13 protein-coding genes and 2 tRNA genes are annotated in these 13268 nt (G+C 45.2%); 8 read left to right on the top strand and 7 right to left on the bottom strand.

Annotated elements, in window-relative coordinates; translation table 11 throughout:
- Nucleotides 1-6: 6 nt before the first annotated feature.
- From ACWPOD_RS09680 to ACWPOD_RS09660, 5 genes are all read right to left on the bottom strand, one after another.
- Nucleotides 7-990 carry an ABC transporter ATP-binding protein gene (locus ACWPOD_RS09680; protein ID WP_395189282.1) on the bottom strand — a complete coding sequence of 328 codons (984 nt, stop codon included), beginning with the start codon at nucleotides 988-990 and terminating at the stop codon, nucleotides 7-9.
- Nucleotides 991-1000: 10 nt separating this feature from the next.
- Nucleotides 1001-1933, bottom strand: a complete 933-nt coding sequence (locus tag ACWPOD_RS09675) for an ABC transporter permease subunit (RefSeq protein ID WP_074191232.1) — start codon at nucleotides 1931-1933, stop codon at nucleotides 1001-1003.
- Nucleotides 1934-1942: 9 nt separating this feature from the next.
- The gene (oppB, locus tag ACWPOD_RS09670) at nucleotides 1943-2863 is read right to left on the bottom strand and encodes an oligopeptide ABC transporter permease OppB (protein ID WP_005377838.1); all 921 of its coding nucleotides are present in this window, start codon (nucleotides 2861-2863) and stop codon (nucleotides 1943-1945) included.
- A 144-nt stretch (nucleotides 2864-3007) separates the two neighbouring features.
- Nucleotides 3008-4618 carry a peptide ABC transporter substrate-binding protein gene (locus ACWPOD_RS09665; protein ID WP_456231834.1) on the bottom strand — a complete coding sequence of 537 codons (1611 nt, stop codon included), beginning with the start codon at nucleotides 4616-4618 and terminating at the stop codon, nucleotides 3008-3010.
- Nucleotides 4619-4880: 262 nt separating this feature from the next.
- On the bottom strand, nucleotides 4881-5987 hold the full coding sequence (locus ACWPOD_RS09660; protein ID WP_456231833.1) for a M20/M25/M40 family metallo-hydrolase: 1107 nt from the start codon (nucleotides 5985-5987) through the stop codon (nucleotides 4881-4883).
- A gap of 539 nt (nucleotides 5988-6526) precedes the next feature.
- Here ACWPOD_RS09660 and hppD point away from each other — a divergent pair.
- The 8 genes from hppD (at nucleotide 6527) to ACWPOD_RS09620 (ending at nucleotide 12140) form a co-directional block, all read left to right on the top strand.
- Nucleotides 6527-7600 (top strand): 4-hydroxyphenylpyruvate dioxygenase, encoded by a 1074-nt coding sequence (gene hppD, locus ACWPOD_RS09655; RefSeq protein ID WP_005377835.1) that lies wholly within the window; start codon nucleotides 6527-6529, stop codon nucleotides 7598-7600.
- A complete protein-coding gene (locus tag ACWPOD_RS09650; protein ID WP_005388948.1) occupies nucleotides 7593-8723 on the top strand; it encodes a homogentisate 1,2-dioxygenase in 1131 nt (376 codons plus the stop codon). Before hppD ends, ACWPOD_RS09650 begins: the two co-directional genes overlap by 8 nt.
- A 9-nt stretch (nucleotides 8724-8732) precedes the next feature.
- Nucleotides 8733-9770, top strand: coding sequence for a fumarylacetoacetate hydrolase family protein (locus tag ACWPOD_RS09645; protein WP_456231832.1), 1038 nt, complete (start codon nucleotides 8733-8735; stop codon nucleotides 9768-9770).
- A 21-nt stretch (nucleotides 9771-9791) separates the two neighbouring features.
- Nucleotides 9792-10460, top strand: a complete 669-nt coding sequence (gene maiA, locus ACWPOD_RS09640) for a maleylacetoacetate isomerase (RefSeq protein WP_161442322.1) — start codon at nucleotides 9792-9794, stop codon at nucleotides 10458-10460.
- A gap of 196 nt (nucleotides 10461-10656) precedes the next feature.
- Nucleotides 10657-11316 (top strand): DUF2726 domain-containing protein, encoded by a 660-nt coding sequence (locus ACWPOD_RS09635; protein ID WP_046874874.1) that lies wholly within the window; start codon nucleotides 10657-10659, stop codon nucleotides 11314-11316.
- 120 nt (nucleotides 11317-11436) lie between these two features.
- Nucleotides 11437-11775: a hypothetical protein gene (locus tag ACWPOD_RS09630; RefSeq protein ID WP_005377830.1), complete on the top strand. Its 339-nt coding sequence runs from the start codon at nucleotides 11437-11439 to the stop codon at nucleotides 11773-11775.
- A 179-nt stretch (nucleotides 11776-11954) separates the two neighbouring features.
- Nucleotides 11955-12031, top strand: a tRNA-Val gene (locus ACWPOD_RS09625).
- A 32-nt stretch (nucleotides 12032-12063) separates the two neighbouring features.
- A tRNA-Val gene (locus ACWPOD_RS09620) sits at nucleotides 12064-12140 on the top strand.
- A 138-nt stretch (nucleotides 12141-12278) separates the two neighbouring features.
- Here ACWPOD_RS09620 and ACWPOD_RS09615 read toward each other — a convergent pair.
- Together ACWPOD_RS09615 and ACWPOD_RS09610 are read right to left on the bottom strand one after the other, a co-directional pair.
- Nucleotides 12279-12575 (bottom strand): YkgJ family cysteine cluster protein, encoded by a 297-nt coding sequence (locus ACWPOD_RS09615; protein WP_074191235.1) that lies wholly within the window; start codon nucleotides 12573-12575, stop codon nucleotides 12279-12281.
- A 223-nt stretch (nucleotides 12576-12798) separates the two neighbouring features.
- Nucleotides 12799-13245, bottom strand: a complete 447-nt coding sequence (locus tag ACWPOD_RS09610; RefSeq protein ID WP_046874876.1) for a DUF3291 domain-containing protein — start codon at nucleotides 13243-13245, stop codon at nucleotides 12799-12801.
- Nucleotides 13246-13268: the final 23 nt, after the last annotated feature.

The following is a 13268-nucleotide window of genomic DNA, read 5'->3' as shown; positions in this document are numbered from 1 at the left end:
GCCTCCTTAAGCTTTTATTTGAATAGGAGTGATAACACTGGGTGCGTTAACGTGACAGGCAATGGACTGGCTCGTGTTTAATGGAGATAACCGTGGGGTTTCGTATTGGCAACGCGTCTCTCGATGCTCGCACCGCTCTCTAAACGGACACCCTTGATGGTTAATCAACGCACTTGGTGGGTTACCTGGGATGGTTGGTAAACGTGGCATATCTTCAGTGATAGAAGGAATAGCCTTTAGCAGGCCTTGAGTATAGGGGTGCGCAGGTTGAGCGAACAATGTCTCGGTATCTGATTGCTCCATTTTTTGACCACCATACATGACCAATACGCGATCACACATCTCGGCGACGACGCCCATATCGTGAGTGATCAGTAAAATAGCCGTGTTGAACTCTTGTTGTAAGTCTCGTAATAGCGTCAAAATTTGAGCCTGAACGGTTACATCTAACGCGGTGGTTGGTTCGTCTGCAATTAACAGCTCGGGCTTACACAACAACGCCATCGCTATCATGATTCGCTGACGCATTCCGCCAGATAGCTCGTGAGGGTATTGATTCATCCGAGTTTCGGGAGAGGGAATACGCACCGCATCCAACATGTGAATCGATTCAACTTTTGCTTGTTTTCGGCTCATTCCTTTATGAATCATGAGAACTTCACAAAGCTGTTTGCCAATTTTCATGAATGGATTGAGTGACGTCATCGGATCTTGAAAGATCATTCCGATTTTCTCTGCACGGATGCGGTTGAGCTGCTTTTTAGACATCGCGAGTAAATCATCACCGTGGAACATCGCGCTGCCAGACACGGCGCCGTTGTCCGCGGTTAACCCCATTAATGCGAAAACAGACTGGCTTTTTCCCGAACCTGATTCCCCAACAATCCCAAGAGTTTCGCCCGCTTTAATCGAGTAGGAGAGATTACTGACCGCTTGCACTTGCCCATCTGGCGTATCGAAGCGCACGTTCATGTTTTCAATAGATAGCATGGGTTTGTCCTTATCGGTCTTTCGGGTCAAGAGCATCACGTAAGCCATCGCCGATGAAGTTAAAACAAAAGAGGGTGGCAACTAAAAACAGAGATGGAAAAAGCAGCATCCACAATGCAACGTCAATCGTTTTTGCGCCTTCGGAAATTAGGATTCCCCAGCTCGTGTCGGGTGGTTGAACACCAAGCCCTAAGAAGCTTAAAAACGATTCGAACATAATGAATCCTGGTACCATTAAGGAGGAATAAACCATCACGATCCCAAGCACATTAGGCAGAACATGGCGTCGGACAATTGTCAATTTAGAAACCCCAATAGAGTGCGCGGCTTCGATGAACTCTCGCTTTTTGAGACCGAAGGTGACACCACGTACAACACGAGCAATGCCCAACCAAGATACCATTCCGATCACGATAAAAATCAGATAGATGTTATTGCCAAAAAGGGTAACGAACAGGATAACCATAAACATAAATGGTACCGAATCGAGCACCTCAATAATGCGCATCATTACGCTGTCGACAACGCCACCAAGATAGCCGGAAATACTTCCCCAAATCGTACCAATAACAACGGCGACTAAGGCCCCAACAAAACCCACCAAAATAGAGAGCCTGCCGCCTTGCATCGTGCGAGCAAAGACATCTTGCCCGAGGTCATCAGTACCAAAGTAATGGCCACTGCTCAGTGAAGGTCTCCCTAGCTCGTATGGATCGATGAGCACTTCCCAGTCAATTTCATCATGGCCAAAAGCGGCAAGAGAGGGGCCGAAGGTGATGCATAAGGTAATGAACGCCAAAACATACACTGATGTCATCGCGGCTCTGTTTTTACGAAATCGAGTCCATGCATCCTGCCAAAGACTGCGACCTTCGACGGCTTCAATATTGTCGACGACTTGATCTTGAAGAGCTTGTGTATCCAGTTTTTTGATCGTTAACATGCCGGACTCCTAAACGCGTATACGAGGGTCGATAATCGTATATAGCAAGTCGACCACAAGGTTAAAGAAGATAGTGAGTGAAGCGACAATCAGAGTAATGCCCATTACTAGGCCGTAGTCGCGGTTGAGAGCCCCAGACACAAAGTGTTGTCCCATGCCACCTGTACCAAAGAAAATGTCGATAATCACCGAGCCTGTCACGACAGACACAAACGCAGGGCCGAGCATCGCAACGACGGGAATCAAGGATGGTCGCAAAGCGTGATGGAATAAAATGTAGGTTGTGGACAAACCTTTGGCTTTTGCCGTTCGAATGTATGGTTGGTTGAGCGTTTCAATCATTGCGCCACGCATGACGCGTGCAATACTCGCAATGGAGCCAATCGCCAGGCTGAGCACGGGAAGAACAAGAAAAGCCAGCTTTCCTCCTTCCCAACCACCAGCAGGGAACCAGCCGAGCTGAATAGCGAAAATCATGACTAAAACCGGAGCAAGCACGAAAGCTGGAACCACAACTCCAGTCATCGAAAGTGTCATCAGGCCGTAATCTAGGCGGCTATTTCGGTTCAATGCCGCAATGGTGCCAAGTAACATGCCAAGTGGAACGGAGATACAAAAAGAGAGTACGCCTAATACTGCTGAAACTGGCCATGATTGTGCGACGAGCTGTGTAACACTGAAGTCTTGATAAACGAAGCTCGGACCGAGATCTCCTTGTATGAAATTACCAATGTAAATCCAAAACTGAGTAAGGAAGGGCTGGTCCAAATGGAATTTTGCTTCGATATTCGCACGTACCACCTCTGGCATAGGCCGTTCCATATCAAATGGCCCCCCTGGTGCAATGTGCATCAGCCAAAATGATACGAGTGCGATGAATAGAAGCGTGGGGATAGCGATAGCTAATCGCTTAACAATGTACCAAATCATGATCCATCATCCTTTGGTCATCCGAAATCACTTCGAACGGTTATGAATAAAAAATGGTCTGAGCTCAGGTTGCCTTCTCCACCGAGAGATATGAGGAACGGCAAGTAAACATTGAACTTGCCGACTCAGACCGAAAACATGCTTTTAGTGGGCTTTTACATAGACATTCTTGCGGTAGTACGACGACTCAGGGTTTGTCAGTTCGTAGCCGCCCACGTAAGGCTTGATGAGGTATTGATCGTTACCCGGACGATAAATAGGAATAATGGCCATGTCTTCAATCAGCATGCTTTCTGCTTGTAAATACAGTTCTGATGGGTTGCTCATGGTCTTTGAGCGAGCCATTAACTCGTCGTATTGCGGGTTGTTATAACGAGAATCGTTGTACTCGCCATTAGAAACAAAGATATCTAACCACGTAGAGGCTTCATTGTAGTCGGCCGTCCAGCCGCCGCGAGTAATGTCGGTCGGCTCTTTAAGTGCGTAGAACACTTTCGGTTCTAGCTGTTTTATCGTGACTTGCGCACCCAGTCGGCTTTTCCACATGCCTGCCATGGTTGTTGCCATTTTTACGTCCATCGAGAAAGTTGGTACGGTAAACGTTAACTTAAGCGGATTGCTTTTATCGTATCCAGCTTCTGACAGTAATTGCTGCGCTTTTTCGATACGTTTATGACGGTTCCAAGTTGCGAACTCAGGAGTGTGAGATTTAAAACCATCTGTTTGAGGCGGCACAAGGGTATACATTGGAACCCCACCGTTTCTCAAGATAGCACTCGTTAACAGTTGACGGTCAATGGCATATGAAAGGGCTTTACGGACCCGCACGTCTTTTGTTGGTCCTTGTTGAGTGTTGAGGTAATAGAATGTGGAACCAAGAGACGCACTGGTGTTTGCCACTTCTTGTGGGCGCTGTTGAATTAGCTTTTTCTTCTGAGCGGCAGGAATGGAAACCGCTTGGTCTATCTCACCGGCTAGGTAGCGGTTTAGCACTACATTTGCATCACCAATTGGTAGCCAGGTGACTTTTTCCAGCACTACATTGCTTGCGTCCCAATAATGTGGGTTTTTAACCATCACTAGTTTTTCGTTAACTTTCCATTCAGAGACAGTAAACGCCCCATTTGTAACGATATGCTCAGGCTGGGTCCAACGGTTGCCATGTTTTTCAACGGTCGCTTTATGAACGGGTGCAAGCACTGGATGACTTAATAGTTTCGTAAAGAAGGGAATCGGCTCTTCGAGTGTTACCTGGAACGTTGTTTCATCCAGCGCCTTCACGCCCAAAGACTCGGGTTCTGCTTCGCCCTTCATAATGGCTTGTGAGTTTGCGATATTTGGAATGGCCGCAAACCAAGCGTACGGTGAAGCAGTGCTCGGATTCAGTAAGCGTTGCCAGCTGTAGACAAAATCTTGCGCAGTGACCGTTTCGCCATTTGACCATTTTGCATCACGTAAGTGGAAGGTATAAACCGTATTGTTGTCATTGACTGACCAAGACTCAGCAACACCAGGAATGGTTTTACCTTGCTTATCTTGAATGACCAGACCTTCAAATAGGTCTCGACCGAGATTAAAAGCGGGCTCTGCGGCTTGCTTGGCTGGGTCAATAGAAGTAACTTCAGCCCCATTGTTTAGCGTAATTTCTTGTGTCTCATCGAGGGTCACACCTGCGGGATACGGCGCGGCATAGCTTGATGTTGCCAGTATTGGACTCATCATCGACGCTAATAAAAGCAACTTAGGTAATTTCATCCTTGTCTCACTCTTTTCATCCTGAAAGATGCTAGAAATGTATATTGTATAAATTGTCCACACAATCGAGTTTTAACAATGTTGTAACAGGGTGCCAAATGTTGGGCTATTTGGTATCAAAAAGTGAGCTGGGGGGGATTGATATGGAGCTGGTGCTAAGTCTGCATTACGGGGTAGGCTTTGTTTCGCGCAAATAAAAAATCCCCTTCAAGCGCGCGCTAAAAGGGGAGGGTAGTTCGTCTGCTCTTCAAAAGGTACGACGTTAACTGACTAGGAAATGTTTTACGAACTCAGTGATTTTGACCATATCACTTACCGCGATAAACTCTTCTGTCGTGTGTACTTTTGCCATGCCAGTTGAAAGATTGACCGTTGTGAGACCTTTCTTGTTAAAGTTGTTAGCATCGCTACCGCCGCCAGTGCCTTTTGTGAAAGCCTCAATTCCCAACTCTGCAAACGCCGCTTTTATAGCGCTAACGTGTGGGTGGTTTTCTTCAATAACAAATGCATCGTAGGCTCGGCTAGATTCAATGTCGACTTCTGCACTGTGTTTTTCACAGACAGACTCTAATGTTGAGATCATATGATTGACCTGAGCATCTAGTTTATCGCCATTCAGTGAGCGTGCTTCTGCCACGATTTTTAATTCAGGCATGACAATGTTTGTGGCCTGACCGCCATTCACTATACCGATGTTGGCTGTCGTTTCTTCGTCGATGCGAAGCAGCTTCATTTGGTTGATAGCATCTGCCGCCACCATGATCGCACTGATGCCTTCTTCTGGCGCAAGCCCTGCATGTGCTGGTCGACCTTTGATTGTTGCCACGATTTTTTGCTGGCCTGGGGCTGCGGTCACAATAGTGCCAATAGGACCACCCGTATCTAACACGATTGCTTCCGTTGAAGTGACGTGTGACATATCGAAGTATTGTGAACCGAATAAACCGCCTTCTTCATACACGGTAAAAGCAAGCTCTAACGTTTTGTGCTCAAGGTTGTCCGCTTGAATACAACGAACGGCTTCCATGATGGCAGCAATACCAGATTTATCATCGCCACCAAGAATCGTATTGCCTTCTGAACGGATAACGCCGTCTTCGATGATTGGCTCAATGCCAATACCTGGAGTGACCGTATCCATATGACAGCTCATTAGGATAGAGCCGTCTTTTTTGCCGTCTAAACGGGCGTACACGTTAAAACCGTTAGAAATATGCTCAGGCACTGGAAGCTTGTGCACGGTAAAGCCTAGCTCGCCTAGCTGTTCTGCCAGTGTTTCTGCAATTTGTTTTTCGTTTTTTGATTCGCTGTCGATACGTACTAGTTGGCAAAAGTGTTCAACTAGGCGTTCTTGATTGATGAGTGTCATTAGATGTCTCTTTTTCTGATCGAGCGTGAAGCACTGTGGCTATGGCTCGATAGGGAACAGAGCACCACTTATGGCACAGTTACTTTTGAATAAAACTGAGGTGAATCAATAAAGGAGTATCCATGACACGATTCTGACCGATGAGCCTTTCGAACTGTATGAAGCGTCACGAAACATTACTTTTGATGTTTTGCAGGAGCAAATGAATAAATCGGATAGAGATAGGGTGCAATAGATTTTCCATCCCCTTTTACTTTTTGAGCTACGTTGCCAAGATAAAATGCCAAAGTAACAACTTATTTACATTTTACATGTTGGCGTAAAGCCGAAAATATCAATCTAATGTATTGAAAATAAGCGGTTTATTTGATGTTTACGAAAGTGGATTCGACGCGCCTTCTGTGTGTAACATATTTTTTACAATTATACGTAAAAATCGCCAAGGTAAAGATTTCTCCCAGCGTATTCCAATTTCTCAAGACCTGCGCCAAGTTAGAAAAATAAGTCCAAACAAAAGCTACTGAGACAAGGAGAAAGTCATGGTTGATGCATATAACCCACTAGGAACAGACGGATTTGAGTTTGTTGAATATACCGCTGCAGACAACAAAGGCATTCAACAGCTTAAAGATCTGTTTATATCGTTAGGTTTTGCGGAAATCGCAAAGCATCGCTCAAAAGAAGCGTGGTTATATCGACAAGGTGACATTAGCTTTATTGTGAATGCGCAGCCGCATAGCCAAGCTGAGGGATTCGCCAAAGTTCACGGACCGTCGGTTTGTGGCATGGCATTTCGTGTGAAAGACGCCACCGTTGCTCTGGCGCATGCGTTAGAGAATGGCGGTAAAGAATATAAAACGGAAATTGGGCCGATGGAGCTAAGCATTCCTGCTATTTATGGCATCGGTGAAAGCTTGCTTTATTTTGTCGATCGTTATGGAAAGCAGAGCATCTATGATGTCGATTTTCGTTTTTATGATGATGCTGATGAGCGTTTATCAAAAGCGAATGTTGGTCTTTACGAAATCGACCACTTAACGCACAACGTTAAACAAGGCAACATGGATGTCTGGTCTGGTTTCTATGAGCGCATTGGTAACTTCCGCGAAATTCGTTATTTCGATATCGAAGGTAAGCTGACTGGTCTTGTCAGCCGCGCGATGACCGCACCTTGCGGCAAAATCCGAATTCCTATCAATGAGTCGTCAGATGATAAATCACAGATTGAAGAGTTTATCCGTGAATACAATGGCGAAGGTATTCAACACATCGCATTGACCACAGACGACATCTACGAAACGGTCAAAACTTTGCGTGAGCGAGGCATGGACTTTATGCCAACGCCAGATACTTATTACGAGAAAGTCGATCAGCGTGTTGAAGGCCACGGTGAAGATGTAAGCAAGCTTCGTGATTTGCAGATTCTTATTGATGGTGCGCCAACGAAAGATGGCATCTTGCTACAAATCTTTACTCAAACCGTTATCGGCCCTGTGTTCTTCGAAATCATCCAACGTAAAGGCAATGAAGGCTTTGGCGAGGGTAACTTCAAAGCGTTGTTTGAATCGATAGAAGAAGACCAAATTCGCCGAGGAGTATTGAGCGATGCATAAATGGATCACATTCCCTCACCGGGAGGGAGTGTGCTCTAAACAAGCGCATGCTGACTTCCCGGAAGAGGCAATTTATGAACGTGAGGCAGGTCGAAGTGGTTTTTTTGGCCCCGCAACACATTTTCATCATCAACATGCCCCAACGGGATGGTCTGAGTGGGAGGGCGAGCTACGTCCACGAGCGTTCGATTTTAATTTAGTCGAGAAAGCCAGCCATATTACCCCTTGGGCAGTCCCGCATCTATTACACAACGCGAATTGTAAAGTTCGTGTCTGGCGTATGGATGAAAAAATGGACTTCTTGGTGAGAAACGCTGATGGCGACGAACTGCTATTCATCCACCAAGGTACGGCAGATCTGTATTGTGATTATGGTCATTTGAAAGTGAGCGAAGGGGATTATGTCATGATCCCACGCTCAACGAGCTGGCGTTTAGAGCCTAGCGAGCCGATGTTCATTTTGATGATCGAAAACACCGATGCGGCCTATACATTGCCCGAAAAAGGCATGGTTGGAAACCACGCGGTGTTTGATCCAGCGGTTTTGGAAACGCCGTCGATCAACGATCAGTTCCGTGCTCAATATTCTGAGAATCAAACACAGGTTCAGGTGAAACGCCACGATAAAGTCAGTGTTATCACTTACCCATTCAACCCGTTGGATGCGATTGGTTGGCATGGTGATTTGGCGGTGGTAAAAGTGAATTGGCGTGATATTCGTCCACTCATGTCACATCGTTACCACTTACCACCTTCTGCACATACTACATTTGTAGGAGCAGGATTTGTGGTGTGTACCTTTGTTCCTCGTCCAATTGAAAGTGATCCTGGAGCGCTCAAAGTACCGTTCTACCACAACAATGACGACTATGACGAAGTCTTGTTCTACCATGCAGGTGACTTCTTTAGTCGTGACAACATTGAAGCGGGTATGGTGACATTCCATCCAGCAGGATTTACACATGGCCCTCACCCGAAAGCTTTCAAAGCAGGGCGAGAGCATAAGAAAACTTTTACCGACGAAGTCGCGGTCATGATTGATACGCGTCACGCACTTCAGTTTTCGGATGAGCTGGAAAAAGTAGAAAACAAAGAATACGTCTATAGCTGGCAAGAGAAGTAAGAGGCAAGGATGAAATTAGCAACCAAGAAAAATGGCACTCGTGACGGTTTGTTGATGGTCGTGAGCAAAGACTTAACGCGCTGCGTACCTGCGACAGAAATTTTCCACCCAATGAATTTGGCACCGACGATGCAGGTGGCGCTTGATAACTGGGATGCGCTAGCACCGCAGCTGGAAGAGCTGTACGTCGCACTGAACAACGGTACGGTCGCAGGGTATGAAGAGTTTGAAGCGCACTACTGTGAGTCGCCGCTTCCTCGCGCTTATCAGTGGGCTGATGGCAGTGCTTACGTAAACCACGTTGAGTTGGTTCGAAAAGCTCGCGGCGCTGAAATGCCTGAAAGTTTTTGGACGGATCCGTTGATGTACCAAGGAGGCTCTGATGCCTTTATTGGACCTTGTGACAACATCGAGTTTGCGAGTGATGAATGGGGTATTGATTTCGAAGGTGAAGTTGCTGTGGTAACTGGTGACGTACCAATGGGCGCGAGTGTTGCAGAGGCTCAGGAGTCGATTCGTTTGATCATGCTGGTGAATGATGTGTCGCTGCGTGGACTAATTCCCGCAGAATTAGCTAAAGGGTTTGGTTTTTTCCAATCTAAACCTTCCTCTGCGTTTTCTCCTGTGGCAGTAACACCTGACGAACTAGGCGATGCGTGGTACGAGAACAAAGTGCATTTACCATTGGTCTCGACATACAACCACAAGCCGTTTGGTCGCCCAAATGCGGGTATCGATATGACGTTTGATTTTGCAGACTTAATTGTTCATGCGACTAAAACGCGCCCGCTATCTGCTGGGGCGATTATTGGTTCTGGCACGGTATCTAATAAGCAAGGCACCGAACATGGCACTTCGATTGAGGAGGGTGGCGTTGGCTATTCATGTATCGCGGAAGTTCGCATGATTGAAACCATTCGTAATGGTAAACCGTCGACTAACTTCATGTCGTTTGGAGATTCAATCAGATTGGAAATGTTCGATGCGGATGGCAACAACATCTTTGGCTCGATTGACCAACAAGTTAGCCAATATCTCAAGCATTAAGAGCGCCAGTTGGGAGACGATATGAGTGATAGCATGGTTTTGTACGGATATTGGCGGTCTTCAGCGGCGTATCGTGTGCGTATTTGTTTGAACCTTAAAGAGTTATCGTATGATTCAAAATCGGTACACTTGGTGCGCAATGGTGGCGAACAACACAGTGACGAGTACCATGAGTTAAACGCTTCTGAACTGGTTCCTGTGCTGGTGGATGGGGAGGTTCAGTTAACCCAGTCACTGGCCATCATTCAATACTTAGAAGAACACTATCCGGATGTCACTGTGATCCCCGAGCAAACGCCGCTTCGATATCAAGCACTGGCTTTGGCTCAGGATATTGCAATGGAGATTCATCCCCTGAATAACTTAAGAGTTCTGCAGTATTTAGAGGGGGAGTTAGCTTGCGAGCCAGAGCGCAAAGTCGCTTGGATTCATCACTGGATTCACAAAGGTTTTACAGCATTAGAAGAGAAACTTCAGAAACATCGTAAACTAAATGGTGATTGTAAGTTTAGCCTGACAAGCTCGCCATCTATTGTCGATATTTGTCTGGTACCACAATTTTATAACGCACAACGTTTTGGTGTAGATACTTCTCTTTATCCAACCATTAACGCGGTTGTGCAGTCATGCAATCAACTGCCTGCTTTTATTGATGCGATGCCAGAGAATCAGCCAGACGCTAATAGTTGATTCTTAGCATCATAATGTATTAACAAAAAATTTAAACGAGCCAATCCAAGTGTGTGATTGGCTCGTTTTTATTGGGGAGTCAAATTTTCTGTATCACGCTATCGTAGTGGCTCCTCAAAATTGCGAGGTTTTGTTGCTCTGCATAGCATTTCCATTTACGCTTTGAGCAACGAGTTGTTTTGGATGCACTTTATTTATGACCAACATTTTTATCATTGTTGTTCTTCTGGTTTTATTCTTCTTTGTTATTCAAAAGTACGTGATTAAGCACGACGACACGCGTGATTATCCTTATCGCTCGAAAGGTCCTCTGCTCAGAGGTCAAGAGGGTGCGTTCTATAATGCGTTAAGAGCGGCGGTAGGGGAGCATGCCGTAGTATTCGCGAAAGTAAACATGTCCAGTTTGGTTACGCCAAAAGAAATCAAAAATAAGAAGCAGTTTTTTGTCGCGAACAATCGCATATCTCGAAGTTATTTTGATTACGTTATTTGTGATCCTAGGACGCTAGAGCCGCGTGTGATCGTTGAATTGGATAACGGGCAAGAGTTAAGCAAGGGCAAGGTAGAAAGACAAAAGTTACTGATCCATGTTTGTAAGACGGCAAACCTACCTTTAATCGGCGCTTCGATAAAGCACAGTTATCAAGTTGGGCGATTACGTCGTTTGCTTGCGGCACATATAGATTTGATTGAGCCTGATAAAGAAGTGCGCTTTTGCAAAAAATGCGGCAGTCCGATGATCATTAAAACAGCAAGCCAAGGTGAATTCAAAGGTCGACGCTTCTTTACTTGCAGCCGCCAACCAAATTGTACTTACACCGAGAATTACAATGTGGTGTTTGAGTCGGACGACTAAAGACGACAGTTGAACAGCAAAACGGATGAGGCTTTGATTCGATATGATCAAAGCCTTTTTTGTATCAGTCCCCAAGGCAAGACCTATACTTTGAAAAAGAGTGCAGAATAGGGAAGCCATATGCGATACGGATGGATTTTGTCAGCGTTGTTCATCGCATCTAATGTTAGTGCGATACCTAATTTGAAACCACTGGAGTGTGAGTTAACAGAGACACCCCAAGATCATTTCTTGTTTTACCGAGAGCAAATGGTTTACCACAGTGAGCAGTTTGTCATATTTCAAAACTTCAAAGGCAGGGTGAGCACTCAAGTGGATGTCAAAACAGGAGAGTTGATCCGTACAACCTATATCGGCGAACCATTTAAACCTAAATATCAGATTTTATTTGGTACTTGCCCTAAGGTATCGCAAACCTTACAGATTTGGATGCTCAGTGAAGTGCCTTACGACAATTAAGTGAGATAATAAAAGTTATATAGATCACACTTTTAAACCCTGCAGGCTCAGTCCTTGTCGATAAAATCATCTGAAAACGCGTGTTGAGTTTACATTTTCGCCAAACGGTTCAAAGTTGGTAAATTTGTGCTTGCACCGTCGTTCGCTTATAGCTAATATCCTCGTCGTTCCAGAGAAATGCGTCCGTAGCTCAGCTGGTTAGAGTATCGCCTTGACATGGCGGGGGTCGGTGGTTCGAGTCCACTCGGACGCACCATTCTGAATTGAATGGTTAGGAACACAAAATTTGGGTCCGTAGCTCAGTTGGTTAGAGTACTACCTTGACATGGTAGGGGTCGGCGATTCGAGTTCGCCCGGACCCACCAAATTTTAGAAAAAGCCCACCAAACGGTGGGCTTTTTTGTATCCATAATTTGTTGATACTCAGATTTAAACACCTTACTTTTCCTTTGCACACTTTCTACAAATACTCCGCATTGCCATCAGTGTAAATTTGAGTGGTTTTACAAGAATTTAACTCGTTCATCTAAACATTCATTGGAGCCCATTTCGAATTCGCGGCAAATCCAAGGCCTATTTTCGTAAATCGTACACATTAATGTGTCTCTGTCTAAAGCTGCACACCAACCATCATTTAGCCGCATCATTGTTTCGCCTCCATATTGGTCACGCGCAATAAACTCTTCAGGTACGCCAGTATCTGAAATAATCATAACCTCGAGACGGCAACAACAAGCCTTACAGTTAGAGCAAGATACATCAGAGGGCAGGGGAGAGGGAGTCTTAGTTGGTATAATCATGAATAACTACAATTTGGTCAATTGTGCATGGTACCGTAAATTTAGCACGAATGAACTTTATTTCTGAAATAGAACACCCTATGAACGATAAACCTAGTGAACGCATTTTATGCGTTCACTTGCATTTCTTTCCGAGTAAGTCGGTAGAACTGACAGTGATTCACACCAATTAACCTTATAGTCAGTGTAAATTTGAACGCCGGTTCTTTGGCATACGTGTACTTTACACAAGATCTGCTTCTGTAAAGTTTGTTTTAAATGTGAAAGCAAATGGCGTATCTCCGTTTTCGCGCAAATGCTGAAGGCGTAACAAGGCTTCTTGTGGTGTTGGTATATAACCGTCTTCTACCCACCACAGAACATAGCTATCCTCCGCTAAACGATGAAACCATTCGCTTTTTCGGCGCATGAAATCTCTATGACCGGTACGAAACATAAAGTTTTTAAGTGAGTCAGTACTTTCCCAAATAGACATGTTTACAATCATGTTCGGGTCATCAAATAATTTAATGCTTGTTGCATCGCCGGAGTCGTCTTTTAGACGCCAGATAAAGCCTTCACTTTCTTCAGCTATACCATTAATTAAGTCCAAATTGTCTACGAACTCTTTAATTTCTGGTGCATCCAAAGGGTATTTAGCAAGCGCAATATTTAATTGAGCTAATTTCATTTCATGACCCTCCCTGGTCGATA

The organism is Vibrio sp. JZG120 (assembly GCF_053890955.1).
This window is presented reverse-complemented; position numbering and strand designations above follow the sequence as displayed.